Source organism: Stenotrophomonas sp. STEN038, from assembly GCF_056759895.1.
Genome location: NZ_JBRRDW010000003.1, coordinates 38,035 through 64,648, shown reverse-complemented (window position 1 = coordinate 64,648; position 26,614 = coordinate 38,035). Strand labels below are relative to the sequence as shown.

17 protein-coding genes are annotated in these 26,614 nt (G+C 63.1%); 6 read left to right on the top strand and 11 right to left on the bottom strand.

Features of this window, described 5'->3' with window-relative positions:
- The first annotated feature begins 257 nt into the window (after positions 1–257).
- The 3 genes from ACVOLS_RS01930 to ACVOLS_RS01920 all read left to right on the top strand — a co-directional run bounded on the left by ACVOLS_RS01930 (position 258) and on the right by ACVOLS_RS01920 (position 10,066).
- On the top strand, positions 258–1,451 hold the full coding sequence (locus ACVOLS_RS01930; RefSeq protein WP_481544238.1) for a M48 family metalloprotease: 1,194 nt from the start codon (positions 258–260) through the stop codon (positions 1,449–1,451).
- Positions 1,448–6,916 (top strand): AAA domain-containing protein, encoded by a 5,469-nt coding sequence (locus ACVOLS_RS01925; RefSeq protein WP_481544237.1) that lies wholly within the window; start codon positions 1,448–1,450, stop codon positions 6,914–6,916. Before ACVOLS_RS01930 ends, ACVOLS_RS01925 begins: the two co-directional genes overlap by 4 nt.
- Before the next feature lie 879 nt (positions 6,917–7,795).
- Positions 7,796–10,066 (top strand): Ig-like domain-containing protein, encoded by a 2,271-nt coding sequence (locus ACVOLS_RS01920; RefSeq protein WP_481544236.1) that lies wholly within the window; start codon positions 7,796–7,798, stop codon positions 10,064–10,066.
- 126 nt (positions 10,067–10,192) lie between these two features.
- Here ACVOLS_RS01920 and ACVOLS_RS01915 read toward each other — a convergent pair whose 3' ends face one another.
- The 7 genes from ACVOLS_RS01915 to ACVOLS_RS01885 all read right to left on the bottom strand — a co-directional run bounded on the left by ACVOLS_RS01915 (position 10,193) and on the right by ACVOLS_RS01885 (position 17,071).
- Positions 10,193–10,498, bottom strand: coding sequence for a BON domain-containing protein (locus tag ACVOLS_RS01915; RefSeq protein ID WP_481544314.1), 306 nt, complete (start codon positions 10,496–10,498; stop codon positions 10,193–10,195).
- 179 nt (positions 10,499–10,677) lie between these two features.
- A complete protein-coding gene (locus ACVOLS_RS01910; protein ID WP_481544235.1) occupies positions 10,678–10,929 on the bottom strand; it encodes a hypothetical protein in 252 nt (83 codons plus the stop codon).
- A 488-nt stretch (positions 10,930–11,417) separates the two neighbouring features.
- A complete protein-coding gene (locus ACVOLS_RS01905; RefSeq protein ID WP_481544313.1) occupies positions 11,418–13,337 on the bottom strand; it encodes a CocE/NonD family hydrolase in 1,920 nt (639 codons plus the stop codon).
- A gap of 296 nt (positions 13,338–13,633) precedes the next feature.
- A complete protein-coding gene (locus ACVOLS_RS01900) occupies positions 13,634–14,491 on the bottom strand; it encodes a hypothetical protein (protein WP_481544234.1) in 858 nt (285 codons plus the stop codon).
- A complete protein-coding gene (locus ACVOLS_RS01895) occupies positions 14,488–14,985 on the bottom strand; it encodes a LeuD/DmdB family oxidoreductase small subunit (RefSeq protein WP_481544233.1) in 498 nt (165 codons plus the stop codon). Before ACVOLS_RS01895 ends, ACVOLS_RS01900 begins: the two co-directional genes overlap by 4 nt.
- Positions 14,982–16,277 (bottom strand): 3-isopropylmalate dehydratase large subunit, encoded by a 1,296-nt coding sequence (locus ACVOLS_RS01890; protein ID WP_481544232.1) that lies wholly within the window; start codon positions 16,275–16,277, stop codon positions 14,982–14,984. The genes ACVOLS_RS01895 and ACVOLS_RS01890 overlap by 4 nt, the downstream gene beginning before the upstream one ends.
- Entirely contained in the window at positions 16,274–17,071 is a 798-nt protein-coding gene (locus ACVOLS_RS01885; RefSeq protein WP_481544231.1) for a GntR family transcriptional regulator, read from the bottom strand. Before ACVOLS_RS01885 ends, ACVOLS_RS01890 begins: the two co-directional genes overlap by 4 nt.
- A 176-nt stretch (positions 17,072–17,247) precedes the next feature.
- Between ACVOLS_RS01885 and ACVOLS_RS01880 the strand changes: the two genes are divergently transcribed.
- Positions 17,248–18,525, top strand: coding sequence for an MFS transporter (locus tag ACVOLS_RS01880; RefSeq protein WP_481544230.1), 1,278 nt, complete (start codon positions 17,248–17,250; stop codon positions 18,523–18,525).
- Positions 18,526–18,755: 230 nt separating this feature from the next.
- On the opposite strand, the gene ACVOLS_RS01875 is transcribed toward ACVOLS_RS01880, so the two are convergent.
- Positions 18,756–19,418 (bottom strand): hypothetical protein, encoded by a 663-nt coding sequence (locus ACVOLS_RS01875; protein WP_481544229.1) that lies wholly within the window; start codon positions 19,416–19,418, stop codon positions 18,756–18,758.
- Positions 19,419–19,479: 61 nt separating this feature from the next.
- Entirely contained in the window at positions 19,480–21,594 is a 2,115-nt protein-coding gene (locus ACVOLS_RS01870) for a TonB-dependent receptor (protein WP_481544228.1), read from the bottom strand.
- Positions 21,595–21,959: 365 nt separating this feature from the next.
- On the opposite strand from ACVOLS_RS01870, the gene ACVOLS_RS01865 reads away from it, so the two are divergent.
- Positions 21,960–23,561 carry an alpha/beta fold hydrolase gene (locus ACVOLS_RS01865; protein WP_481544227.1) on the top strand — a complete coding sequence of 534 codons (1,602 nt, stop codon included), beginning with the start codon at positions 21,960–21,962 and terminating at the stop codon, positions 23,559–23,561.
- 45 nt (positions 23,562–23,606) lie between these two features.
- Here the strand turns inward: ACVOLS_RS01865 and ACVOLS_RS01860 are convergent, their stop codons facing one another.
- Both ACVOLS_RS01860 and ACVOLS_RS01855 read right to left on the bottom strand, forming a co-directional pair.
- Positions 23,607–24,545: a VOC family protein gene (locus ACVOLS_RS01860; protein ID WP_481544226.1), complete on the bottom strand. Its 939-nt coding sequence runs from the start codon at positions 24,543–24,545 to the stop codon at positions 23,607–23,609.
- 421 nt (positions 24,546–24,966) lie between these two features.
- The gene (locus tag ACVOLS_RS01855; protein ID WP_481544225.1) at positions 24,967–25,755 is read right to left on the bottom strand and encodes a GntR family transcriptional regulator; all 789 of its coding nucleotides are present in this window, start codon (positions 25,753–25,755) and stop codon (positions 24,967–24,969) included.
- Positions 25,756–25,811: 56 nt separating this feature from the next.
- Between ACVOLS_RS01855 and ACVOLS_RS01850 the strand changes: the two genes are divergently transcribed.
- Complete coding sequence (locus ACVOLS_RS01850) at positions 25,812–26,591, top strand: enoyl-CoA hydratase/isomerase family protein (protein WP_481544224.1); 780 nt, start codon at positions 25,812–25,814, stop codon at positions 26,589–26,591.
- Positions 26,592–26,614: the final 23 nt, after the last annotated feature.

Here is a 26,614-nt window from a genome sequence, read left to right as displayed (position 1 = left end):
ATAGTTGTGAATTATCCGTTAGCCGACGGAATCCACCCTGAATATCAAACTGACCAGTACATAAATTAAGGTGAAGAAAAGGGAACTTCCCTCGTTCTGATTGTTCGTGCGCCATTGGCTGTTTCCAGCGATCGGGATGGCAAACAGCGGCATGTGGCTACCGGACACGTCCCAATGCCGGGAGCCCACCGATCCTGGCGGCCTGTCACCTGGAGGAATCTCCTAAACTCGCTGTTGGACACGCACGGAAACCCAGCATGGATGTCACAACCGGGGAACGGCCCGCACTGGCGCCGCTCGATTACCACCGGCAACTGGTGGCGCACCTGAAGCAGCACGAACCCGATGTGTGGCGCTGGGCGGCATCGCAGAAGATCCGCGAAGAACACCTCGCACAGGTCCGTGCCGATCTGCTGCGTGATACCTACCGGCTGGAGGCGCAGGCGCATCCGGAGATACATGCCAGCCTGCGCCTGGCGATGCAGCGGCTCGGGGTGGAAGCGCCGGCCACGCTGTACCAGGCCGGTGCCCAGGACATGAACGCAGCGCTGCTGTTCGTGCCCGGTGAGGTGCACGTGGTGTTGCAGGGGCCGCTGCTGGAGCGGCTGACCGAGGACGAGCGGCTGGCCCTGTTTGGCCACGAGCTTGCGCACTACCTGCTGTGGTCGCTGGAGGACGGCGATTTCCACGTTGCCGACCGCATCCTCAATGATGCGCTGGCATCGTCACAGGCCACGGCCAGTCATGCCGAAACCCTGCGTCGCTACTCGTTGCATACCGAATTGTTCGCTGACCGCGGCGGCGCCGTGGCTGCCGCTGCACCCAGCCCGGCGGTCAGCACCTTGCTGAAGGTGCAGACCGGTATGACCAACCCCGATCCGGCGGCCTACCTGCGGCAGGCCGCGGAAGTGGATGCCGGCGACAAGCAGGCCAGCAACATGCGCAGCCATCCGGAGACCTTCATCCGCGCACGCGCGTTGGAGCTGTGGTGGCAAGGGGCCGGGCAACATGCCGAATGGGTCCGTGAAAAGCTCTGCGGCAGCTTGTCGCTGGGAGCGCTGGATCTGCTCGATCAGACAAGGCTTGAGCAGCTGACGCGCGGCTTCCTCACGCACTTCCTCGAGGAGCAGCCATTGCGCAGCGAGCTGGTGCTCAACCAGGTGCGGCAGCTGTTTCCGGACTGGACGCCGGACGAGGCAGCGCTGTCGGCGCAGGCCATCGTCGACATGAAAGTGGATGACAGTGTGCGCGGCTATCTCAATGCGCTGATGCTGGATCTTGCGCTGGTCGACAACGACGTGCAGGACGCCGCGCTGCTCCGGGCGAGCACGCTGGCGCATGTACTGGGCAGCGAGAACGCATTGCAGCTGAATCTGAAGCGCGATGCGCGGCTAGGCAAACGTGAGTTGGACAAGTTGAAGAAGAACACCGAACGGACGATGCGGGCATGAGTGGGATCGATGAAACCCCGTTGTCTTCCGGCAACCTCGCCGCGCTGATCGATGCACAGGCCGGTGCAGCGCTCGCCACCGATGACGTACTGCTGTTGGTGCTGCCGCTGTTCGCCCAGGTGACCGCCTTGCATGAGGCCGGGCGCGTGGCCGCGCTGTCGCCGGATGTGATCGTACTGGACGGTGCGGGTGCGCTGGCGCTGCGTAATATCAGCGGGCAGGCCGCGACCACGGTCAGCGCCGCGCTCATGAACCGGGTGCAGCCTGCTGCCAGCTCCACCCTCAACATCGTCGGCGCGCTGCGCTTGGCGCATGATGCCGACGGGCGTGAGCAGGTGGATGACCTGGCCGTGCAGGCCGACACCGAAGCGCCGATTGAACAGCCGGTTTATCTGCCGGGGTATCGCAGCTGGGAATTGGCACTGGGGCAGCACGACGAGCTGACCGATATCTTCCAGCTTGGCATGCTGCTGGCGGCATTGGCCTGTGGCCTGGACTTCGACGATACCGACGACCTGCGCAGCTTCGCCGGCAACCGCAACAACCTGTTCGTGCTGGCGCCGCGACTGCATCCGGTGCTGGCCAGCGTCATCGTCGAAATGACCGCGCTCAATCGGCATGACCGCGCCACGGAGCTGGGCGGGCTGGCGGCGCGCCTGCGCACCTGGCGTGATCAGCCCGACGTGCTGGATGTGGCGCGTGCCCTGTCCGGCGTCAGCGGGCTGTCGTCGCGGCGTGGCGCGGTGCTGTCGCATCTGCGTGATCGTTTGTTCGACCTGTCACGACGCAATCGCCTGCTGTTCTTCCGGCCCACGGCGGGCTCGGTCAACATCACCGTGTCCAGCGTGCCGTTGATGCTGCAGGTGGAGAGCATCCAACCCGAACACATCTGCACCTGGAGCGGGCCTTTCGCGGCCGAGCTGATGGCCGGCAAGGCGGTGGACCTGCAGCGTTGGTTGCGCTTCGACGACCAGCCGTTCCTGCCCTCGGCACTGGACAAGCTGATCCAGGAAACACGCCGCGACCGCGCCGAATACGGCTTCAGCAACCTGCGCCTGGTGGTGGCGTTCCTGCGCTGGCACAACCTCAAGGAATTCCCGGAAGAGCGCATCACCACGCCGCTGTTGTGGCTGCCGGTGGAACTGGTCAAGCGCAAGGGCGTGCGTGACCAGTACGTGCTGCAGGCCGAAGACGGTGAGGCCGAGTTCAATCCGGTGCTGCGCCACCAGCTGCGCCAGCTCTATGACATCCAGTTGCCGGAAACGGTGGACCTCCAGAAAACCAGCATCGCGCAGATCCATGCCGACCTGCTGGCACAGATCCGTCGTACCGAACCCTCGGTCGAGCTGCGCCTGCTGGAAAAGGCACAGATCAAGCTGGTGCGGCAGAAAGCACTGCAGCGTCTGCAGCAGTTCCAACGCCGCCGCCCCAGCGGGCGCAGCAACCGCGCATTGAGCGCGCACCTGCCGGATTACAGCTACGAACGCGAAGACTACCGGCCGCTGGGCCAGGCATTGTTCGAGCGCTGGGTGCGGCCGAGCGCCTTGCCGCAGCGCTTCGAAGCCGGCGCCGCACCGAGCGCAGGCCCGCGCCATGCACGGATGGTGGAAGCCGCAGATGCAGAGCGCGTCGGCTATGCCTTGCAGGAGGCCGAAGGGCACCGCTATGCCTGGGACCTGGACCTTGCCCAGGTCACCCTGGCCAACTTCAATTACAAGAAAATGTCGCTGGTGCGTGACTACACCCAGCTGCTGGAAGGCAATAACGAAAATCCGGCGTTCGACCGTGTGTTCTCGATCGAGCCACGCGCGCTGGATGCAGGCGCGGCGGACGTGCTGCCGCTGCGCGAACAATGGAACGTCATCGCCTCCGATGCCACCCAGGGGGCAGCGGTGGGGCTGGCGCGCAGCCAACGCAGCTTCATCATCCAGGGGCCGCCGGGCACCGGCAAATCACAGACCATTACCAATCTGATCGCCGATTACGCGGGACGTGGCAAGCGCGTCCTGTTCGTCTGCGAGAAGCGTGCTGCGCTCGACGTGGTGTTCCACCGCCTCAAGCAGGCTGGGCTGGATCCGCTGTGCTGCCTGATCCACGACTCGCAGGCCGACAAGAAGGCCTTCATCGCCGACCTGCGTGGCTGCTACGAACGCTGGGTCGCGCAACCGCACGACAGCGAGCTGCTGAACCAGCAGCGCGATGCGGTGCTGGACAAGCTGCAACACCTGCAGGCGCGCATCGATGCCTTCGAGCAGGCCATGTCGTCAGTGCCCGAGCCGCTGGGCACCAGTGTTCGCCAGCTGGTGCGACGCATGGCCGAACTGCCGGCCATGCCCGAGTTGGATGCTGCGCGGCGGGAAGTGCTGCCGAACCTGGCTGCATGGGATGGGCAGCGCGAACTTGCCCTGCGCGTGCAGCGCAACCTGCAGGAACGCTTCGGCATCGACAGTCTGGCCGCGCATCCATTCGGTCGCCTGTCCGCTGCGCTGGTGGCGGATGAGCGTGCGTTCGGCCGCGTGCAGCAGCTGGTGGACGATTGCGAAACCCTGCTGGAGCAACTGGACCCGGTGCTGGAGGACAGTTCGGGCTTGATCAAGCCGACGCTGACGCCGACGCAGGCCTTGCAGCTGGCCGAGCAGGCACGTTGGCTGCTCGACAACGGCATGGCCGCGCACCTGCAGCTGCTGGACGCAGCGTCCTCGCAGGCGGTGGAACTGCAACGTGCGAGCGACGATCTGGAAAAGCAGCAGGCAGTCCTGCACGCATGCGCCCAGGCCACGGCCCACTGGCGCGACAAGTTGAGCCAGGACGACACCCAGGCTGCACTGGCCCTGGCGCAACAGTTGGAAGGCTCATTGACACGCTGGCTGCAGCCAGCATGGTGGCGCCTGCGTGGCGAGCTGCGCAGACGCTACGATTTCGGCAAGCATGCGGTGCACCCGGGCTATGCCAGGGTGCTGCAGGCGTTGGCGGCCGAGCATGCCGCAAGCGCCGGGTTGGCACAGGCTGACGCCCGCAGCTGCCGCCAGTTCGGCGTGACCAGCATGCGCGGCCTGCTGGACGCACTGGCCCGCTTGCGCGAGCTGCAGAGCAGTTCCGCACCGATGCAGGCGATGCTGGCGCATCTGGATCGCGCGCTGGATCCGGTCACTGCCGCACGCAATGAGACCGTGGCCGCCGCGCCGCTGCACAAGCTGATCCAACGTCTGGGCGAAAGCGTGGACGCGCAGCCGGAGCAGCGCCTGGAGCAGGTTGCCGAGTTGATGCGCGACCTGCGCGAAGGCCTGGAGGAGCTACCGGATCTGCTGCCGCTGCTGCGTGCGGTGCACGCGGGTGATCCTGCGGTGAGTGCGGCACTGCGGCAGCTGCCGCTGCCGGTGCTGCAGATCGAGTCACTGGTTGCCGACGAGGCGCTGCGCCGGCTGGAACGCGCGCATCCGGAGTTGGCGCGCTTCGACGGTGCTGCGCTGGCGGGTACCGCCCGTCATATCGGCGATGGCCAGCGCGAGTTGCTGGGGCTGAATGCCAAGGTGGTGCAGGCCACCCTGCATCGGCTGTTTGCAGGCAACGTGCAAGCCTCGTCGTTGTCGGCCACCCAGCTCGATGCGGCCGGCAAGGACTTCAAGAAGCGCTATGCCACCGGCCGTCGCGAGCTCGAACACGAATTCGGCAAGAGCATGCGTCATCGCTCGATCCGTGACCTGTCCGACGATGAGACTGGGCTGGTCGTCAACGACCTCAAGCCGATCTGGCTGATGAGTCCCCTGTCGGTTTCCGATACCTTGCCGCTGTCGCCGGATCTGTTCGATGTGGTGATCTTCGACGAAGCCAGCCAGATTCCAACCGAGGAAGCGGTGCCGGCATTGAGCCGGGCGCGGCAGATCGTGGTGGTTGGTGACGAGATGCAGCTGCCACCGACCAGCTTCTTCTCCGCCGCCGCCGGCGAAGAAGAGGAAGAAGTGGTGGTGGAAGAAGATGGCGAGCGCATCGCCATCAACATGGATTCGGACAGCCTGTTGAACCAGGCCGCACGCAACCTGCCGGCAACCCTGCTGGCCTGGCATTACCGCAGTCGCCACGAAGCCTTGATCAGTTTCTCCAACGCTGCCTTCTACGACGGCAGGTTGGTCACCATTCCGGACCGCCGGATCGAACCAGCAACCGATGTGCCGGCGCCGGTGCATTCGACCCAGGAAGATGCCGGTGGGATCGGTGCGGACGCATTGCACGAGCGCGCGGTCAGTTTCCACCATGTTGCCGATGGTGTGTACGGCGCGCGCCGCAATCCAGCCGAGGCGCGTTACATCGCGCAGATGGTGCGTGAGCTGCTGCATCGTGGCAGCGGCCAGAGCATCGGCATCGTTGCCTTCTCCGAGGCGCAGCAGGCGGAGATCGAATCGGCGCTGGAAGCCCTGGCCCTGGAAGACCCGGAGTTCGCACTGCAGCTGGAGCGCGAATACGTGCGCGAGGACGAGGACCAGTTCAATGGTTTGTTCGTCAAGAATCTGGAGAACGTGCAGGGTGATGAGCGTGACCTGATCATCCTCAGCATCTGCTATGCGCCGGGCGCGGATGGTCGGATGCTGATGAACTTCGGCCCGATCAACCAGCGTGGCGGTGAGAAGCGCCTGAACGTGATCTTCAGCCGCGCGCGGCTGCGCATGGCGGTGGTATCGAGCATTCACGCCGAGGCGATCACCAACACCCACAACGACGGTGCTGCTGCGTTGCGCGCATTCCTGCAGTTCGCCCAGGCCAATGCGCGTGGTGACTTCGAACGCGCACAGCTGGTGTTGGGCGCACTCAACGCGGGCGCACGCGAGGCGTTCGCGGCTGCGCCGTCGCCCGACGCAATCCGTCAGGCGCTGGCCGCTGCCCTGCGTCAGCGCGGGCATGTGGTGCATGAACAGGTGGGGCGCTCGCAGTTCCGCTGCGATCTGGCCATTGTTGATCCGGCTGGCGGCGATTACCAGCTGGCGATCCTGCTCGATGATCCGCAGCAGGCCATCGCCGATACCTGCGAACGGTATGTATTCCGCCCCGGCGTGCTGCGTGGTTTTGGCTGGAAGGTGATCGATGTGCCGGGACGCGACTGGCTGCGCGCACCTGACGCGGTACTGGCGCGCATCGAAGCGGCGCTGCAGGGCGTGGAAGCAGAACCGGACGAAGCATTTGATGTGTTGGTTGCGCAGCCGCTGCCCGCGCAGAGCGTGCATGCCAGCGTGGACGACGTGCCGCCCCAATTGGCAGAGGCGTCTGTTAGCCGCAGCCTGGTGTTCGATCAGGGCAGCTCGAACAAGTTCTGGCGCGTGTCAGTCAGTGGCAGCGAGTTGGCGGTGAACTATGGCCGTATCGGCAGCAATGGTCAGCGCAATGTAAAAGTCTTCGACAGCGCCGAGCGTGCACGCCGGGAGATGGACAAGCTGGTGGCCGAGAAGCTGGGCAAAGGCTATCGCGAAGCCTGAGTTGGCGTGGGCCGACCTTCGTCGGCCTACGTCCGGGCGCCGCATCGTCCTGGTTGCAGTACTGCGCTGCAGTCACGCTGGCGGCCACTCAAGACGAAGTGCGTGGCCTGTGGTCTTCGCAGCACCGGATGGGTAGGTGTCGTCCGAGCTGTTCTGCAAATCTGGCTATAACGCGCTGGCCGCCTGTATCAGTCCACGTTCGCCATTCGTGGCGAATGGCAGATTCAACGGCGCGGATGCATCGCCAAGAGGTTCCACCTGTGATGAGTGGATGGGCGATATCTGGTGGTTATCGCCAATCTGGTTTCTTACCTGAAATCTGGGTTTTCAAGGTTGTAACAAAAGCCTTGCTTCGAGCTGATTCTCATTCTTCCGGCCAGGATTGATGCCGATAATCCTGCCGCCGACGCTGCGCAGGCTTTTTCAAATCAATGCGTTGAACACAAGCAAACACAGTCGTCGCGGCGTTTGAGAACGTGCAGCAGACCCGTCAAGCGAGGGTCCTCCAGGTATGGACGGATGCGGCAGGAACACGTTCCCGATGCTGGGACTTGAGGTTGTTTGCGTGATACATGGATCACCGGGTGACCTTGGCCTGTAGGCAATATCAGACCGGGAACTGGATGCAGGAAGTTGAAGCATCTCCAATCCCTTGATTGGAGCGTTACGGCGCAAAGCCAGGGCCGACGATTGACGCTGTTTGCCCAGCCTTCGCGATGAGCCCCGCCTTTGTCGGCAACGATCTCCAGCAACGGTGCCGGAGGCCGCGCCGCCGTGCGCCCGCAGATGGCGCGATCACCAGCACGCCGCGTTCCGACATCAGGCAGACAGTCGCTTCAAAGCGGTTGCGTGGTTTATTGAAATCAATGGAGACAACAAATGAGCGCAGTGAGTTACGACCAGATCCGGCAGATGGCGATCCTCGACCATCCCGATGTGTATGCCGTTGGCAGCGTACCTGTGATTGACGCGATCATCGATGATCAGGGCAGCAGGACGGGGGATATCGGCAACGGTGGTTATACCGATGATGGTCGGCCGGAGATAACGGGCAAAGGCAACCCCGGTGATCTCATCCATATCTACGACGGCTTTGAACTGCTGGGACGTGTCCGGGTAGCGGCAGATGGTGCATGGGCGTTCACACCGTCTTTCCCGCTGTCCGATGGCAGGCACAGCATCAGCATCCTGCACGAGTACGAGGACGGTGATGTCAGCGATCTGTCCGCACCGTATGTGATCTTCGTTGACAAAGTGGCTCCCGAGCCACCCTCGATCAGCGAGGTGCTGGATGATGTTGGGCCACACACCGGCGCGATAGGCAATGGTGGTGGCACGGATGACACCCTGCCTACGCTGTCGGGCAAGGGCGAGGCTGGTGCTACCGTCACCATCATCGACAACGGTCAGGTGATTGGTGGGGCGCTGGTCGCCGATGATGGCAGCTGGGTTTTCACGCCCGACGTCGAGCTTGCCGACGGTCAGCATGAGTTTGAAGTCGTAATGACCGACCAGGCTGGCAATGCTTCCGACCGTTCGGAGAAGCACATCATCGTGGTCAAGGCTGCTGTGCCAGCACAGATCGCCACCGTCACCGCCATGGGCAAGGACTCGGGCGCCAACAGCAGCGACTGGCTGACCAACGACGGTACAGCAGGACGCCTGATGCAGGGTTCACTCAGCGCGCAGCTGGCCGCCGATGAACGCCTGCTGGTTTCCACCGATGGCGGTGTGAGTTGGAGTGTGGCGTCGGTGGATGGCCTCAGCTGGGCGGCGCAGGACAACAACAGCCACAACGGCGACTGGTCGATCCAGACCAAGGTGGTGAATGACGCTGGCCGCAGCGGTGAAGTGGAATCGCGTGCTGTGTTCCTCGATACGCTGGCACCGGATGCACCGACAAAACTCAGTGTCGACGGCTCCTACCTGACGGTGGCATTCAAGACAGCAGGGGTGTCCGCTGGCGACATCGTCAGTGTTGTATTGAATGGACAGCGCTTCGACCATGCACTCACCGTCAAGGAGGTGGCTGCTGGAAGCGTGCGGATCTACTCGGGGTTTGCTGTCGCCAGTGGCGACGTCATGGCCGCCATCATCGACCAGGCGGGCAACAGCTCGAAGTACCGTGACATGGGCGACAACAAGCTCATCGACTTCAACAGTGCCGGCTACGTGAACCTCAGTAGCGGAAAAAGCACGACGTACAACGGCCTGCGGATCACCTCCGAGATCGATCATGATGTCTGGCAGATACCAGACGCCATCACAGGACTGACCAGCTACGACCCAGCGGTCTACACCGGCATGAAGATCGGCGTCACCGGGCGCACCCGCATCGACTTCACCGAAGGTCCGGTTTCCGAGCTCTCGTTCCTGGTGACCAACCTGCAGGCCGGTTACTTCGACCCGTCGGTGGTCACGTTCTACGCGGCCAGTGGCGCGGTGGTCGGGCAACTGTCGCTGTCTGCGTATTGGCCAAACTCCTTGAATGCATCGTTCAAGGCGCCAGCCGGGCAGGACTTCTCGTACATGGTGGTGAGCACCGGCTACAAGGTGCCAGGCTACACGGGTATTGGTTCGTGGGACTGGATCGGCCTGGATGACTTCCAGATCCGCAGCGGCGCCAGCGAGCTCAACGTCCTCAATAATCAGGTGATCGCTGGCAAGGCTGGAACCTACCATGGCGGTGACGAGGACAACGTGTTTTCGCTGGACAATGTCGCCAACCTGACCGCGGCCAGCAGCGGCGGTGTTTCCGGTGGTGCAGGGGTGGACACGCTCAAGCTGACCGGCGCCAACCAGCAGCTGGATCTTGCGACGTTGAAGGACAGGATGGATTCCATCGAGATCTTCGATATCACTGGCACCGGCAACAACAGCTTGAGTCTGTCGCTGCGGGACGTGCTTGCCAATGGGCAGGTTGACCTGTTTCACCAAGGTTCGAAGCAGACGGTGCAGATGATGGTGAAGGGCAACGCTGGCGACGTGGTCACGCTGGATGATCTGCTCGGCGCTGGCGGCCAGGACCTGGGCGACTGGGCATCAATGGGCAAGCAGTACATCGGTGGCGATTCGTATGTCATCTACCAGCATTCCGGCATGGATGCCGAGTTGTTGGTACAGGATGCGGTTCGGGTTGAACTGATCTGATGCGGACGGCGAGCTGTCGCTCTCGGTGAAGGCGACGGCAGGCTTGCATGCAACAGGAAAGCGGCACCCTGCGGTGCCGCTTTCCGTGTATTCGATCAAGCGCAGGCTTGCGCCGTTGCCAACGCATCAACGCGCGGCAGCTACCATCAACGCCGAGCTGTCCACACTTTTCACGCCCTTGATGGCCTTGGCGGCGGCAATGGCACGGTCGGCTTCGACCTTGCTGGCGACGGTGCCACTCAGTGCCACCACGCCGTTGACGGTCTCGACCTTGATCTCCATGCCGGACACATCCTTGGTGGTCAGCAACTCGGCCTTGACCTTGGTGGTGATCCAGGTATCGGTGCCGGGCTGTTCGGACTCATGACCCTGCGCGGCTTGACCTGCGGCCTGCACGGTGAGGGCAGTGCCTGCGCAGCCAACGGCGATCATGCCTGCGAACAGCAGTTGCTTCATCTTGCGGGTATCCATGTCGTGTCTCCGATCAGAGCAACGATGCTCCAACTGCAGCCTGCACGTAGGCCGATTAAGCGGATGCCTGTATCCGGTGATGAGCAGGTGCAGGAAACGCAAAGGTAGCGTAATGCAGGAGTCGTGCTGCGCATTGCGGATCAGGCAATCATCAGATCCCAGGGCAGGTTGGAATCACGGAACTTGAAACGGTAGCCATCGAAATCGATCTGCTTGGCGATGTTGCCGTGCTCATCGACCATCGTATGGAAGCAGACGTCGCTCAGCCTCATGGTGGCGACACGGCGGCCGTCGCTGCTGCCCTTGGCGATATTCCTGGATTCGGTAGCCAGCAGGGTCACCAGGCGACGTTGGCGGCCGGGGCCTTCGAGGAAAAACTTGATCTTGTCCAATGGATCTCTCCGGTAGGTGATCCCTGATCTGGCTTCACAGCTATAGCCGGGATCGTGAACAGGCAGCAATGCGTGAATACGCATAAACGGATATCGCGGCGTATTGCTTGAACTGCATCGCGACCATGATGTGTGCTGCATCGCGCTATGCCACGCAGTGTTAACAACTACCAAGGCACTACTGATAGCGCGACGACAGCGGCGATGACGGCGATGCCGATCAGGATGATGCTGCGCTGGCTGAGCCTTCTGCGCTTCATACATGCTCCCTTGCGTTGCAGGCAGTGATGCGAGCTATTGCTATAGCATGGCCTTCAGCAACGCCAGCGAAACAAGCAAGGCCTTCGCCCGTTGTGGAAGCGGCGTAAGCCGCGAAGTGAACATCACTTCCGCCGCGGCGAATTCACAATGCCGGCACGCGCGGCAACGGTCACATCACGCGCGATCTCGCGCTGCCATTCGCCGCGCACATCAGCGATCCAGCACCATCACTCAATAACCGGAAGCGTGATGTAACTCGGGTGCTCACTGTTGTTCCAGATCCGCTGCGTGGCCTTGCGATAGTCGCCAGGTTGGGCGAAGAAGATGTTGTCCACGTAGTGCTGCGGGTTGCGGTCGTAAAGCGGAAACAGGCTGGACTGCACCTGCACCATCAAGCGATGCCCGGGCTGCAGGGTCTGGTTCACGTTGGGAAGATCGAAGCTGTAAGTCTGCGGCGCATCCGGTGTGATCCCTTTCGGCTGGCTGAAACTCTCGCGGTAGCGGCCGCGGAAGATGGTGATGGCCAACGGCAGCTGGTAGCCGGCCATCTTCGGGTTGTCGGGATACTGATCGGGATAGACGTCGATCAACTTCACTACCCAGTCGCTGTCGCTGCCGGACGTGGATGCGCTGAGCTGTACCTGCGGAATGCCGGCCAGTTTCATCGGCTTGTCCAGCACCGGGCCGGTATAGGTGAGTACGTCGGTGCGGCCATCGACGAAGCGCTGATCGCGCACCAGCCACGTCGTCCAGACATCACGGTCGCCCATGTTGACCGGACGTGGCACGAACGGAACAGGTTTGGCAGGATCGGAAATGTACTCTGCGTACTGCGCACCAGTAGTGACGCTGTTGAAGGCCAGCTGCGCGTCGGTGTTGAGATAGAGTCTGCGTGCATTGGCAGTGCAGCCCTGCGTGCAGCTCTGTGGCCAGTTGCTGTAGCTGTCCCAACGGTTGCTGCCGGCGTTGTATACCCACACCGGCGGCGTGTTGACGACCGGCGCGCCGTCCTTGAGGTATTGATCGAAGAACGGCTTGAGCACCTCACGCCGCCATTGCAATGCGGTATCGCCATTGAAATCCAACGCGCCCAGCGAGCTGCCGTTGTAATTGGCCCCGCTGTGCCGCCAGGGCCCGATCACCAGGAAGTTGCGGGTGTTGTCGTGGTCCTTCGGTTCCAGTGCGGCCCAGGCGGTGTGTGCGCCATAGATGTCTTCCTGGTCCCACAGGCCTTGCTCCCACATGGTGGGAACGCTGATCTCCGGCAGCTTGGCCAATAGTTTGTCCAGCGCCTGTTGCTGCCAGAACGCGTCGTAGGCGGGGTGGTCGCTGACCTTGTGCCACGCCGGTATCTGTTCCAATCCCAGTGTTCTGGCGAAGGCTCCGACCGAACCCGCCTGCAGGAAGCTGCTGTAGTCGTCGCCGGTCGGCATGGCGATTTTTGCGCCGGCACCGCGTGCCGTCATCTGTCCGCTGAAGTAGCCAAGGTTCACCTGCCGATAGGCGCCGTGCTGGAACCAGTCATCGCCCATCCAGCCGTCGATCATCGGGCTCTCCGGCGCAGCCACTTTCAAGGCGGGGTGCGGATCGAGCAGCGCCATCACCACGGTGAAGCCTTCGTAGGAGGAGCCAAGCATGCCGACCTTGCCGTTGGACTCGGGCAGGTGTTTCACCAGCCAGTCGATGCTGTCCCAGGCATCGGTGCTGTGATCGATCTTGCTGGTGTTGAGCGGACCGCGTGGCGGCCGGGTCATCACGTAGTCGCCTTCCGAGCCGTACTTGCCGCGCACATCCTGGAACACGCGGATATAGCCGTCCTCGGCAAACACGGTATCGCCTTGGGCGAGGGCATCGACAAGGTGCGTCGCGCCCGGCGTGCGATCAACCCGGCCGGCCGCGTTGTAGGGCGTGCGGGTGAACAGGATGGGCGCGTTGTGCGCGCCTTTGGGAATCATGATCACGGTATAGAGCTTGACCCCGTCGCGCATCGGGATCATCACCTCGCGCTTTTCGAAGTCACGGACTGGCTGCGGGGCGATGAACTTCTTGCCGGTGATGTCGGGTGTCATCGGCGTGACCTGGGCGGTTGCCGTCGCAGCTGTTGCAAGCGTGGTGATGGCGGCGATGGCGACGGCAAGAGTCTGGATCCGCATTGCTCTACCTCAGGCGCTGGGGGCAAGCGCTGACGCTATGCCTGTGTAGTGGTGGTTACACATGGCAAAGGTCATGGGGTGGGCTGAAGCAGCAGATGAAGCAAGGCAAGAGCGACCCCTCCCCAACCCTCCCCTGCGCTGCGCGCAAGGGAGGGGGTAAAAGCGGCGGCGCGTTGATCTGGCGGAGCGCAGCCAGCAGCCCCCTCCCTTGCGCGTAGCGCAGGGGAGGGTTGGGGAGGGGTGCTTTTGAGCTGTTGCTGTTGCCTTCACCAACAAACAACCCAACACCATCACCCAGCAAGCAACTCCACATGCTCCCCGGCCGGCCCACGCAGGCTGCAGCGCTCACCGGCATCCATCACCACCCAGCCGGCCTCAGCCAGCGCAGCGGCGTCCACCGCCGGCAAACGCAGACCAAGGCTGTACTGACCCGCATGCCGCAGCTTGGGTGAAGCAGGCAGATCCACCTGGTCAATCTCCACCATGCATTGCCCTGGCATCGGCACCACCGCCACCGGGTAGCGGCCGTCCAATGCCTGTCCATAGGCACGATTGAGTACGGTTATTTTTGTATCGAAAGCCCAACCCTTGGCGCCCAACAATGTAGACCAGGCACGTTGCGAGGCATCACGATCCGGCGTGGTCATCACCCCGATGAAGGTGCTTGCAACCGTCGCGTCCGTCATCGGCAGATCAAACGGCGGTACCGCTGCCTTGATCTGGGTGAGGTAGAGCAGTTCGCCACACGGTCCAAGCACTTGCGCTGCGCGGATGGCATCGCTCAGTTCCAGATTCGCAGCCGGTCCCAGTACTTTGAAGGGAGCCCGCAGGCCGGCAGCCAAGCTGTCGATATCGCCCACCAGTATTTCCAGTGACAACCAGCCGTGGCGGAACATGGGTTCGGCTACGATTGCGTGCGGGTCTTCAATCACCCGCAGCACCGGTTCGCCCGTGCTGTTGCCCAGCCATGCCAGCGGCGCGCCGCTCAGGTCCTGCAGGTCGAGTGCTGCAGCATCCCCGGCGTCGAGGGTGCCGCGCTGCCGCACCTGCAGCGCCAGCTGCGCGACATAGGCATCGCAGACCTGCTGCAGGTCCGGCGCAATCAAGGTCGCATGGATGATGCCCTGTTTTAAATGCGGCGCGTTCATGTGCGCCGCTCCGTCGCCAGCTTGCGCTCCAGCCATGGCATCAGACCGCCGCCGGCAACGATCGCCATCAACTCGGTGGGAATCTTCTCGCAATCGAATTCACGGCCCGTGCTGTGATTGATGATGCGTCCCTCCACCGGTCGCACTTCCAGTTCATCGCCGCGCGATGCTTCAAGCGTCGCACAAACCAGCGCGGGAACGCCGAGATTCAGTGCATTGCGGTAGAAGATGCGTGCGAATGACCTGGCGATGATGGCGCCTACGCCGAGCTCGGCCAGTGCCTGCACCGCCTGCTCGCGCGAGGAGCCGATGCCGAAGGATTCGCCGCCGACCACGATGTCGCCGCGTCGCACCTCGCTGGCGAAGTCCGGGTCCACCGCTTCCAGGCAGTGGCTGGCGAGCACGCTCATCGGCTCGCGCATATAGGGGCCTGGCGCCAGTACATCGGTATCGATGCGGTCGCCAAACACGAAGGCCTTGCCACGAACGTTCAAACGTTCTCTCCCAACAACTCGCGTGGATCGCAGATTTCGCCCTTCACCGCGGCGGCGGCAACGCTGTATGGCGAGCCGAGATACACCTGTGCCTCGGCCGAGCCCATGCGGCCCTTGAAGTTGCGCGCGGTGGTGGACATGCAGACCTCGCCGCCGCTGAGCATGCCGGCACCCATGCCGGCACAGGCGCCGCAGCCGGACGGCAGCAGGATGGCACCGGCTTCGGTCAGCGTCGCCAGGGTGCCTTCGGCTGCCGCCTGTGCCGTCATCGCCACCGAGGCCGGAGCGATCAGCAGGCGCGTGCCGGTGGCGACGGTGCGGCCTTTCAAGACTTCGGCCGCCATACGCAGGTCGGTGAGCTTGGCGCCGGTGCAGGCGCCGATATAGGCCTGGTCGATGTGCACCTTGCCGTGCTCACCAACCGGGCGGCTGTTGGCCGGGCTGTGCGGAGCGGCCACATGTGGTGCGATTTGAGCGGCGTCATAGCGGTAGTGGTGCAGGTAGTTGGCACCGGCATCGCTGCGCCACTGCGCCAGTTCACCGTGGAAGGGCTTGCCGGCCTGTTCCAGCGCAGCCAGAGTCGTTGCGTCCGGTTCGACGATGCCGGTTTCGGCGCCGAGTTCGGCAGCCATGTTGCACAGGGTCAGGCGCTCATGCATCGGCATCGCCTGCACCGCGCTGCCGCCGTACTCAAATACCTGGCCCTCGTTGCCCATGCCGAGTTGGCCACACAGCATCAGCATCACGTCCTTGGCACTGACGCCGCGGCCGAGCATGCCGTCCAGCTGCACGCGGGTGGTCTGCGGGACGCGCAGCCACACTTCACCGGTAACCAGTGCGCCGGTGATGTCGGTGGCGCCCATGCCGACCATGAAGGCACCGAACGCGCCGCCGCTGGGCGAGTGCGAATCACCGCCGACGCAGAACATGCCCGGCTGCACGTGGCCGTGTTCCTGCAGCACCACATGGCAGATGCCGAGCATGTCGTAATGGGTGACGCCCTGCGCCCGCGCCCACTTGCGGGTCAGGGCGAGGATGTCGGCGCTTTCCATGTCCACGGCGGGTACGAAGTGATCGGAGACCACCACCACCTTGTCCGGGTCCCACACCTTGGCGCCGAGCTTTTCCAGCCGTGAGGCGACCCGGCGCGGCCCGCCGGAGTCATGCATCATCAGCAGGTCGAGCCTGGCGGTGAGGATCTCACCGGCGCGCACCGTTTCGCGCCCACAGGCACGGGCGAGGATTTTCTCGGCAAGCGTTGCCGCCGCATTCGTACTGAGGGTCGCACTCAAACGCGCGTCTCCGGGGTGTTGGTTTCGTAGTCCATGCGCATCTGGTAGCGCAGTTGGTCCGGGCGGTACTGGATTTCCAGTACGTCCTGCAGCTGCTGGTTGGCATCGAAGGAGTGCCGGTCCAGCGTCATCACCGCCTGCCCGGTCGACATCTGCAGGTGCATCGCCGCCAAGGCGTCAACGCGGGTGGCGGAAACGGTCTGCTGCACCTTCATTACCTCGATGCCACAGCGGCGGAACAGTTCGATGCGCGAGCCATAGGCAAGGTTCTCGGCGTTGAACTCAGGGTGTGCGGTGCGGGTCCAGCTGGCGTAGTAGCCGAACGGATGGCCGTGGCGGCTGCGCACGCGTACGCAGCGCACCAGCGTCTGCCCTGGCTGGCTGCCGAATAGTTCGCGGATTGGCTGCGGTGGCAGTACGCGCTCCCAGCCGAGCAGGCGGACCTGGGTATTGCCGGCCAGCGTATCCAGGCTGTGCAGCAGTTCGCCCAGGGGTGTCTTCAATGGCATCGGGATGGTCGAGCTGCGCGCGCCGCCGCCAACCACGCGGGTACCACGGCCACGCTGGCGCACCAGCAGCCCGTCGCTGGCCAGCAACTGCAGTGCCTGGCGCACGGTGACGCGCGAGATGCGCAGGCGCCGGGCCAGTTCCTCTTCACGGGGTAGTTGCTCGCCGTCGCCAATCTCGCCGCGCTCTATCAAACCGCGCAGGAAGCCCTGCAACTGGTGGTAGAGCGGCGCATGCACGTCGCGCCGGAGGATGCCTTCCAGGGATTGGGTGGTGAACGGGTCCATGGCGTGGCTCCGGCGGGCTCGCGATAATCTTAATGATATATCTATATAACTATATTTGAGGCCGACTGCAATCGCCGCCCGGGGCTGTATCCGACGCCCGGTCTGTGCCATTCTTTGTCCGGACATTAGTCCAGTGCCGTGCGTTCCCCGTTCACCCTTTCGCAACAGGTGTGCCGATGAAACGTTTCTACCCGTGGCTGATCTGCATCGTGGCCATGCTGATGCTGGCGATCTCCAATGGCATGACCATGACCGGCATCACCGCCTTCGATCCGTCGCTGCTGGACGAGTTCGGCTGGAGCCGTGGCCAGCTCAAGTTCCGCGACATGTTCAACCTGTTGCTGGCGGCGCTGATGTCACCGTTCGTAGGCGCGTTGATCGATCGCGTAGGCGTACGCAGCCTGGCCTTGTTTGGCAGCCTGCTGCTGGCGGTGTTGTACGCGACCTACTCGCAGGTGCATTCCATCGCCCACGTGTATCTGATCCATGTCGGCTTTGCCGCAGTGGTGGTCAGCAGCGGCCTGTGCGTGGCGGTGATCATGGTGTCGCAGTGGTTCCAGACACGGCGTGGCACAGCGTTGGGCATCGCGCTGGTGGGTAGCAGCCTGGGTGGGATGCTGGTGCCCAAGATCATCATCGCCTTGTTGCCCGAGCACGGTTGGCGCGGCAGCTTCCTGTTGATGGCGGTGATACCAGTGGCGCTGTTCGTGCTCTGCCTGGCACTGGTGCGTTCACCCGACGGCAAGGGCCTGCGCCCCTGGGGAGACGGCCAGGCAAGCAACAGCAGCGCACCGGGCCGTGCCAGCAGCCTGCCGGACCTGGGTTACCGGCAGGCGTTGCGCACCCGCACGTTCTGGGCGCTGGTGGTGGTGGCGGTGACCACGTTCTGGGGAATCATGTCGCTGTCCTCGCACTTGATCCTCAACATGAAGGATCTGGGCTTCAGCGGCGAACAGGCGGGCGACGGCATGTTCCTGCTGTTCGGCCTGGGCATGGTCGGCAAGTTCCTGTTTGGCTTCCTTGCCGACGTGACCACTTCGAAGAAGGTATTCGTCTGCAACGTTGCCTTGATGGCGCTGGGCTCGATGATCATCGCCCTGCAGCAGCGCGAGCTGCTGTGGAGCGGGCTGATCGTGATGGGACTCGGATGGGGTGGCTTGTACGCGATCCTGCAGCTGCAGATCGTCGAGGCATTCGGGCTGAGCGCCGCAGGCAAAATCCTCGGCACGATCTCCTTGATGGACGCTACGTCCGCCGGGCTGGGTATCTGGCTGACCGCGGTGATGTTCGATCACTTCGGCAATTACCACGTTGCGTTCACCGTGATCGCGGTGCTGGTGGCGATTGGTCTGCTGGCCTCGTTCTTCGTGCGTGATGAGCGGCGGCTGGCGTTTGCAGGAGCAGCGGGCGAGGGTGCGAAAGCAGATTCGGTCGTCGCGCGTGGGGTGGCTTGAGGGCGCGAAGACACCCTGCAACCTGAAGGGTGGTGTGCACTGCAGGAGCGGCGTCAGCCGCGAAGCCGATATTGCTGGAGCGCTCGGCATACCTGCCATCCGATGATGCCCCTGCTTTGCGGCTGACGCCGCTCCTACAATGCCGAGCCAGCTTCTTGTCGGGGCTGGGGATGGAAAACGACAAAGGCCCGCTTGCGCGGGCCTTTGTCGTTCATAGCTTGTTCCGCAACTCAGAACGGCTTGAGCTTGCCCAGCGCCATGATCAGCAGAATGATCAACCAGATGCACAGCACCGGGATCTTCACCCGCGCCACCAGCTGCTTGAGTGACTGTTGCTCGGCATCGCTTGCAGCACCGGTCACCACCTTGGCAAACAAGGGACCAAACGGACGCAGCTGGATGCGCACCAACAAGCCCATGCTGATGATGCCCGCGAACAGGATGAGCTTGGTGCCGAGCCAACGGCTCTGCGCGACGTAACCGCCTTCGCCCAACGCATCGATGCCGGCCGCGACGCAGCCGATCAACACCAGCAGGCGCAGATAGAAATCAACGCGTGCGATACGCAGGCCACTGGCGGAATGCTCCTTGATGAAGGCGGCCCAGGCCAGGCCAAGCCACGCCAGCGTGCCCAACCACACCAGCCACAACCAGCCATCCAAGGGCAGCAGGCCGGCCTTGCTGGCAATGGTCAGGCCGGTACCCAATGCCATGATCAGGCAGGTGCGCGGGATCATGTCCAGCAGCATCATCGCCTTGGCCGAGAACAACCGCACCGGCAGCGGCTGCGCCGGATCGGCAATCTTGCCGGCGATGTAGAACACCCCCAGGTCGCCGCCCAGCCAATAGCCGCCGATCAGCAGGTGCAGCAACAACAGCAGTTGGTAGTCCATCGTGATCTCCAAAAGACATCGCTCCCGATTGGGAGCGATGGGTGCAGCAGAAAGCCAAGGCTTACCAGAAGCGGTACTTGAACTCGACGCCGTAGGTGCGCGGCACGTTCGGGTAGATCACGCCGATGCCAAGCCCGGCAATATCAAAGCCACCGGTGGAATAGAACTTGTCGCCCAGGTTCTTGCCCCATGCCGCCACCGACCAGTTGGCATCACGCGGCTCATAGGAGATGCGTGCGTTGTACTCGGTATTGGCGCGGGTCATGATCAGCCGCGAGGTGTCCTGGTTCTGGTAGTACTCATCGGTGTGGCGCGCCTGCGCGCTGAACACCAGGTCGGCATTGCCAACCGGCTGCACATAGGTGCCGGCCAGGGTCCACTGCATGTCCGGTGAACTCTTCATCGAACGACCGTTGAAGTAGGCGGCATTGACCGCTGCGTAATCCTTGTACTCGCCGTCGATGGTGCCGATGCTCGCATCCACGCGCAGCTTGCTGGTCAGCTGCGCCTGCGCTTCGACTTCGATGCCCTGGATCAGCGCGCCGGTGGCGTTGGTCATCACGAACACGCCGTCCGAGTTGACCGCGGTCAACTGGATGCCGTCGTAATCCAGCCGGTAGTAATCGGCGTTCAAACGCAGGCGGTTGTCCCATAGCGTGGATTTCACGCCAACTTCGTAAGCACGCAGGGTCTCCGCGTCGACCGGCGTCACCGTGGCATAGGTGGTGCCGCGGCCGTTGAAGCCGCCACTCTTGAAGCCGGTGGTGACGCTGGCATAGCCCATCACGTTGTCGCTGAAGTCATAGGACAGCAGCGCCTTCCAGTCTGGCCGGTTCCAGCTCTTCTCCAGCGCCTTGCTGTAGTTGGGGTCGCCGTTGGCCTTCACCGAGCGCACCGAGAAATCCTTGTTCTCGTAGCTGTAGCGGCCGCCAAGCGTCACGGTCAGCTTGTCGTTGAATTTGTAGTCGCCCTGCGCATACAGCGCATAGGCCGAGGTGTCCTGCTCGACGAAGTTGGTGCCGCCGCGGGTGAAGATGTCGTTGCGGGTCGGCTGGTTGTTGTGCTCCCAGAAGGCGAATACGCCCGCCACCCAGCTGATTGGACCGTCCAGCTGCGAGGTGAACTGTGCTTCATAGCCCTTCTGGTTCTGCTTCTGGTCCTGCTCCAGGTGGTAGCGCATCTGGCTGGTGCCATCCACGTCCATGTAGAAGTGGTGCTCGAGCGTGCGGTAGTGCGCGATGCTGCGCCAGGAGAACGCGCCGAAGTCGGTTTCGTTGGTCAGCGCAATGCCGAACTGATCCAGATCGTTGATGCCGCGCGTGTCGGTTTCGGTCTTGTAGTAGCTGCCCAGCTTTGGCGAGACGGTGTCGGTCGCCTTGTCCAGAGTCACCGGTGTGCCCCAGGCCGGAGTGGAACGCTCGCGCAGGCGATCGATGCTCAGCGTCGCGTAGGACGACTCGCCCCAGGTGCTGGCGAAGGCAAGGCGCCCGGCCAGCACGTCCTGGTCATTGACCCAGCGACCGTTGGTGATGTCATGCATGATGCCGTCGCGGTTGCGGCTCAGCACCGCCGCCGAGACGTCCAGCGTCTCGCCGATGCGGGTGGTGAACATCGCGCGGCCATCGAGCCGGCCGAAGTTGCCGATGCTGCCGTCGAAGCTGAGCTTCTCCTCGCCGGTCGGCTTCTTCGAGATGTAGCGGATCGCGCCGCCGGTGGCGTTGCGGCCGTAAAGCGTGCCCTGCGGGCCGCGCAACACTTCGATGCGGTCCACGTCGTAGAGGTCGAACATCGCACCGTTCTGGCGGGCGATATAGACGTCGTCGATGTAGAGCGCGACCGCCGGGTCGTTGGTGAACATCGACTCGTCGGCACCAACGCCGCGCATGATGATCTTGGCACCCGAACTGGTGCCGGTGTTCTGTTCGATGATGATGTTGGGCGTGGTGAACTTGATGTCATCCACGCGCTTGATCTGCATGCGGTCCAGTGCCGGGCCACTGATCACGCTCATGCTCAGCGGGGTCTTCTGGACCTGTTCCTCGCGGCGCTGGGCGGTCACGCTGACCTGGTCGAGCTGCACAGCTTCGTTGTCGAACGACTGGGCGTAGGCATCGCCGCTGCCGATGGCCGTCATGATCGCAACAGTTAACGCACTCCGGTACAGAACATCTTTCATGACTCGCCTCGTAGCGTGATGAAGGAAAAGCTCGTTCGGGTGGGGGCAGGCAAGGATATATAGATATATCAATGCTTCCTAAGAAGTATTCCGCCATTTGTCCGGACAATCAACAGGACTATTGCAGGTTTTTTACGCCGCCCATCAAGCCATGGAAACGACGGCATCTCATTGAAATAAATGGATTTTGAAATAATGAATACGCCGTATTCTTTGTCTTATAGGTGTTGTCGATAGGTCATTTGCAGTAATTGCTGCGAGCGCAACAAACATGCCTATCGAGCAGGGCAGCACGATGCCCCGCATGTCGGCTTTGTTTGTTTATTGATATAACAATAAGCATTGCAGCCACGGTGATCACCTCCATGCAGAGCGCCACATCCGTCCGTCGCCAGTTCATCCGCATCGGTGAGCGCACCGTGCATTACCGCTATGCAGGGCTGGGTCCGGTGCTGGTGTTGTTGCATCAGTCGCCGCAGAACTCACGCATGTGGTTGCAGATGATCGAGCGCTTTGCCGATCGCTATACGGTGATTGCACCGGACACGCCGGGCTTCGGTTACTCCGATCCCTTGGCGGATGCGGAGCCAGGCATTGATCGCTTCGCCGAGGCCACGCTGGAGTTTGCCGATGCGCTGGGTATCGAGCGCTTTGCGCTGTTCGGCATGCATACCGGCGGGTTGATCGGCATGCATCTGGCGTGGATTGCGCCACAGCGCCTGCATTGCCTGATCATCGATGGCTACGCGCTGTTCAATGACGCCGAACGCGCACGCTACGGTGACAACTACCTGCCACCATTCGCGCCTACATGGGATGGCGCGCACCTGCGCTGGCTGTGGTCGCGCATGCGCGAGCAGCTGTACTTCTTCCCGTGGTGCGATCCTTCCGTCGAGTGTGCGATTGCCCTGCAGCCGTATAGCGCGCAGGGCACGCATGAGGCGGCGATGGACATCCTCGATGTCGGCGACAACTACCGCAGCGGCTATGGCGCTGCGTTCCGCTACAGCGAGCGCCAGCGTGTTGGCGAGCTGCGTTGTCCGACCTGGTTGGTGTACCGGCATGACGATGTGCTGTTGAGCCATCGACAGCGCCTGCCGGTGTTGCCGGACAACGTGGTCAGCGTGGAAGAGCCCGAAGGTGTCGATGGCCTGCATCGGCGCATGGACGCAATCCTGCAGCAATGCGCGCTGCCGCCATCAATGCCGGTGGCACTGGCTGCGCGCGAGACGCAGGGCTGGTCGCGACGCATGGTCCACACGCCAGTAGGCGAAGTGGCCCTATGGTTGCGACGCGGCAGTGCCGATGCGGTACTGCATATCCATGCGCCAGGGCAGGCACCGGCACGGCCGCAGAGTCTGCACGTGGATGGCCGTACCCAGATTGCGATTGAGCTGCCCGGTCACGCCGGCTCGGCCGAGATCACTGCGCCTTTGACCGCGGACACCATGCACGTTGCATTGCGTGAGGTGCTCGATGAACTGGTACCCGCACAGCCAATCGCCATCCATGCGCATGAGGCCGCAACAGCCTATGTACCAGCGCTGGCCACGTATCTGGGATCGCGATTGACCGAAGTGGTGTTGCACAAACCATGGCTGCTGGAGATCGATGAGTGCGCCAGCCTGCTCGCGCAGCTGCCCGACCCCGCCGTGCACGCGGGCGGTGGCCATATGGCGGAAGCTTGGCAGTGGGAGCGGGAGCGGCATCTGCTGTGGCCGTGGCTGGCACCGAGCGCCGCCGCGCGAAGATTGGTGGCCGCGCCGGATACCGCGCAGGTGCATGCCAATGTGGTCGAACTGCTGCGTATCGGTGCGCAGTTGCCGGTGCTGTTTGCAGGGCTTGCAGTGGCAGACAGCGCGCAGCAGCTGTTGGCTCTGCAGGTGCCGGTAACGCTGCATGCCGATGCACAGGACGATTACCAGGGGCGCATGGCGGCACTGGCGCAGCGCTTGGCGACACGCTGACACGGCGCCGTGCAGCCGCCTTCAGGCGGTTGCACCAACGCGGGATCAGCTGGGCTGCAACAATTCCAGCTGCTCACCATCCGGCCCCAGCAGGGTGGCGATGGCGCAGTGTCCAAAACCAGGTACGTCCAGTGCATCGCGTGCGATCAACTGCGCGCCCAGCTGTTGCAGCATCGCGACATCGGCATCCAGCGCATCGCTGAGCAGACTGGCCGAGAGGATGCCGATATTGGGCGGCACTGCGATGTCACGAAGCGGCGCATCCGGCAGGTACTGCATATCGAGATAGGCGAACATTTCCACGCGGCCGGGGACGATGTGGCCGTCCTTGATCAGGTTGACGTTGTGGATGCGCACCGGCCGGTCGGTGCCGAGCAGGGTCTGCAGCTCGGGGAAATCGAGCACGCGGTCGAACAGCACCTCGAAGCCCAGCGCCTTGTAGAAAGCTACCGAACGTGGGACGTCGCGAGTGGCCAGCGCAATCGTCTGCACCACGCTGACATCGGTGTTCAACGGGCCGCGCAGCTCGCCACCGCGTTCGTAGGAGAACACATCCAGGCGGATGCCGTCGGGGTCATCGTTGATCGAATCGCGTACCGCGACCTCGTCGGTCACTTCCCAGTAGCTGGGTTCATGCGCGCTGCTGCCGCCGGCGGCGGTGATTGCCTGCATCGTTGCCAGTGCATCGCGGCAGCGGAAGTTGAGTGCGTAGTAGCCGCTGCCGTTGTAGAGGTTGTCTGCGTTCCACAGCCGTTGCCCGGGTTCGTCGAAGGCCAGCAGTCGGATTCTGCCCAAGCCGGAGTCGTCGGGCGCGATGACGGCGTACTCGCCGCGCAGCTTGGGATCGAAACGCCATAGTGGCGCAAGTTCCGTGGCGAGCGTACCGCGTGTCTGCACGCGGTAGCCGAGTGCGTTCTCATAGAAGGCGCAGGCTCGCTGCAGATCGCTTACGCCAAGGGTGACTGCCTTCACTTCGGACAACATGCCGGACTCCTGAATCAGGAACGTGGAAAGGTCATACCTGTTCCGATCCTGCAATATGTCCGGACAAACTGTCCAGTGGAGCTGGTCTGGTTGGGGGCAGGTGTAGTGCCGAGCCATGCTCGGCAGGGGGCATCACGCATGTAGTGCCGAGCCATGCTCGGCAAGGGGCATCACGCATGTAGTGCCGAGCCATGCTCGGCAAGGGGCATCACCCATGTAGTGCCGAGCCATGCTCGGCAGGGGGCATCACCCATGTAGTGCCGAGCCATGCTCGGCAAGGGCGTTACCGGTAGAGTCTCTGCCGAGCATGGCTCGGCACTACATGGGTGATGCCCCCTGCCGAGCATGGCTCGGCACTACATGGGCGTGACCGGGAGAGCTCCAGCCGAGCATGGCTCGGCACTACACGGCCTGGCTGCCTTCAATCATGCCCGCCGGCATCCACATCCAGGGTCATCTGGTAGGTGAACTGGTCCGGCCGGTACTGCACGCTCAGCAGATCCACCATGTTGCCGTCGCCGTCATACGAGCGGCGCTCCAGGGCCAACAGCGCGGTACCCGGCTCGACCTTCAGATGCAGGGCGGCAATCGCATCGGCGTTGACCGCCGACAGCACCTGTTCCACCTGCTTTATCTGGATGCCAGCTGCCTGGAACAGCTTCAAACGCGAGCTGTTGGACAGCTTGGCTTCGCTGAAATCCGGATGATCGGTGTTGGTCCAGCTGTTGTAGTAGCCAAACGGGGTATCGCCGCGCAGACGCAGGCGGATCGCATGTACCAGCAGTTCACGCGGGCCGGTGTCGAACAGCGCCCGGATCGGCTCCGGTGGCACCGCGCGGCGGAATTGCAGCAACTGCACCCTGGTGTGCTCGGCCAGCACTTCCAGGCTTTCCAGCAGCCCGGTCAGCGGGCTGTGCATCGGCTTGGGCCGGGAGCGGTGGATGACGTGGGTGCCCTTGCCGCGGCGGCGCTCGACCAGCCCCTCGGCGGCCAGTTCGTCCAGCGCCCGCTTGGCGGTGATGCGGGACACACCAAAGCCGTCGGCCAGGTCGAACTCGGTGGGGATGCGGGCGCCGCGCGGGATCTCGCCATTGAGGATGCGGTCGCGCAGCAGACTGAACATCTGGTGGTAAAGCGGCGTCGGCAAGTCATTGCGCAACAGCTTGTGCGCGTTGGCACTCAATAGTGTGGCCAGTGTGTCTTGGGACATCTCGCTTCACCCTCATTTGGCTTAATGCTATAACGATAGAACAAATAGGATAGGCCATGGTCACTGAAGAAACCGTGATTTGCTGGAGCCGTGACGGTGCGCTCGCCCGCATCGGCATCCACCGACCCGACAAGCGCAACGCCCTGGCCACCCGCCACTGGGCGGCAATCGAGGCCGCACTGGACGAAATCGCCGCCAGTGACGCCCAGATCGTGGTGGTGTCGGGCGTGTCGGGGGCCTTCAGTGCCGGCGCCGATATCGACGAACTCGGCCAGCTGCTCACCGCTCCGGCCGCCTTTGCCGCCAACAACGCCCAGGTCCAACGTACCCAACTCAAGCTCCAACGCCTGCCGCAGACCACGCTGGCCGTCATCGACGGTGCCTGCGTGGGCGGCGGCCTTGGCCTGGCTTTGGCCTGTGACCTGCGCCTGGCCAGCAGCCGCAGCCGGTTCGCTATCACCCCAGCCAAGCTCGGTTTAGTTTACAGCGCCGATGACAGTCGCCGGTTGCTCAACACCGTCGGCATGGCGCGTACCCGGGAAATGCTGTTGACCGGACGTCTGCTCGACGCCGCCACCGCGCTGGATTGGGGCTTGATCAACCAAGTGGCGGGCGAAGCAGGCATCGAAGCGCTGGAGCAGGCGCAGGTGCAGCAGCTGCTGGCCACCTCCGGCCAGGCCCGTCGCGCGATCAAGACCGTGCTTGGCCACCTCGGTGGCGATGCCAGCATCAGCCTCGCCCAGGCCGACGCCGCCTTCAATGACGCCTTCAGCAGCAGCGACTTTGTCGAAGGCGCTGCTGCCTTCCTGGAAAAGCGCGCCCCGCGCTTCAAGTGAGCTCCCCAAAAGAGCTTTCCAGC

Excerpts from the sequence above, each read along its gene's own strand:
- ACVOLS_RS01930 (WP_481544238.1), top strand. The coding sequence starts at position 258 with ATGGATGTCACAACCGGGGAACGGCCCGCACTGGCGCCGCTCGATTAC.
- ACVOLS_RS01925 (WP_481544237.1), top strand. The coding sequence starts at position 1,448 with ATGAGTGGGATCGATGAAACCCCGTTGTCTTCCGGCAACCTCGCCGCG.
- ACVOLS_RS01920 (WP_481544236.1), top strand. The coding sequence starts at position 7,796 with ATGAGCGCAGTGAGTTACGACCAGATCCGGCAGATGGCGATCCTCGAC.
- ACVOLS_RS01915 (WP_481544314.1), bottom strand. The coding sequence starts at position 10,498 with ATGATCGCCGTTGGCTGCGCAGGCACTGCCCTCACCGTGCAGGCCGCA.
- ACVOLS_RS01900 (WP_481544234.1), bottom strand. The coding sequence starts at position 14,491 with ATGAACGCGCCGCATTTAAAACAGGGCATCATCCATGCGACCTTGATT.
- ACVOLS_RS01885 (WP_481544231.1), bottom strand. The coding sequence starts at position 17,071 with ATGGACCCGTTCACCACCCAATCCCTGGAAGGCATCCTCCGGCGCGAC.
- ACVOLS_RS01880 (WP_481544230.1), top strand. The coding sequence starts at position 17,248 with ATGAAACGTTTCTACCCGTGGCTGATCTGCATCGTGGCCATGCTGATG.
- ACVOLS_RS01875 (WP_481544229.1), bottom strand. The coding sequence starts at position 19,418 with ATGGACTACCAACTGCTGTTGTTGCTGCACCTGCTGATCGGCGGCTAT.
- ACVOLS_RS01870 (WP_481544228.1), bottom strand. The coding sequence starts at position 21,594 with ATGAAAGATGTTCTGTACCGGAGTGCGTTAACTGTTGCGATCATGACG.
- ACVOLS_RS01865 (WP_481544227.1), top strand. The coding sequence starts at position 21,960 with ATGCAGAGCGCCACATCCGTCCGTCGCCAGTTCATCCGCATCGGTGAG.
- ACVOLS_RS01860 (WP_481544226.1), bottom strand. The coding sequence starts at position 24,545 with ATGTTGTCCGAAGTGAAGGCAGTCACCCTTGGCGTAAGCGATCTGCAG.
- ACVOLS_RS01855 (WP_481544225.1), bottom strand. The coding sequence starts at position 25,755 with ATGTCCCAAGACACACTGGCCACACTATTGAGTGCCAACGCGCACAAG.
- ACVOLS_RS01850 (WP_481544224.1), top strand. The coding sequence starts at position 25,812 with ATGGTCACTGAAGAAACCGTGATTTGCTGGAGCCGTGACGGTGCGCTC.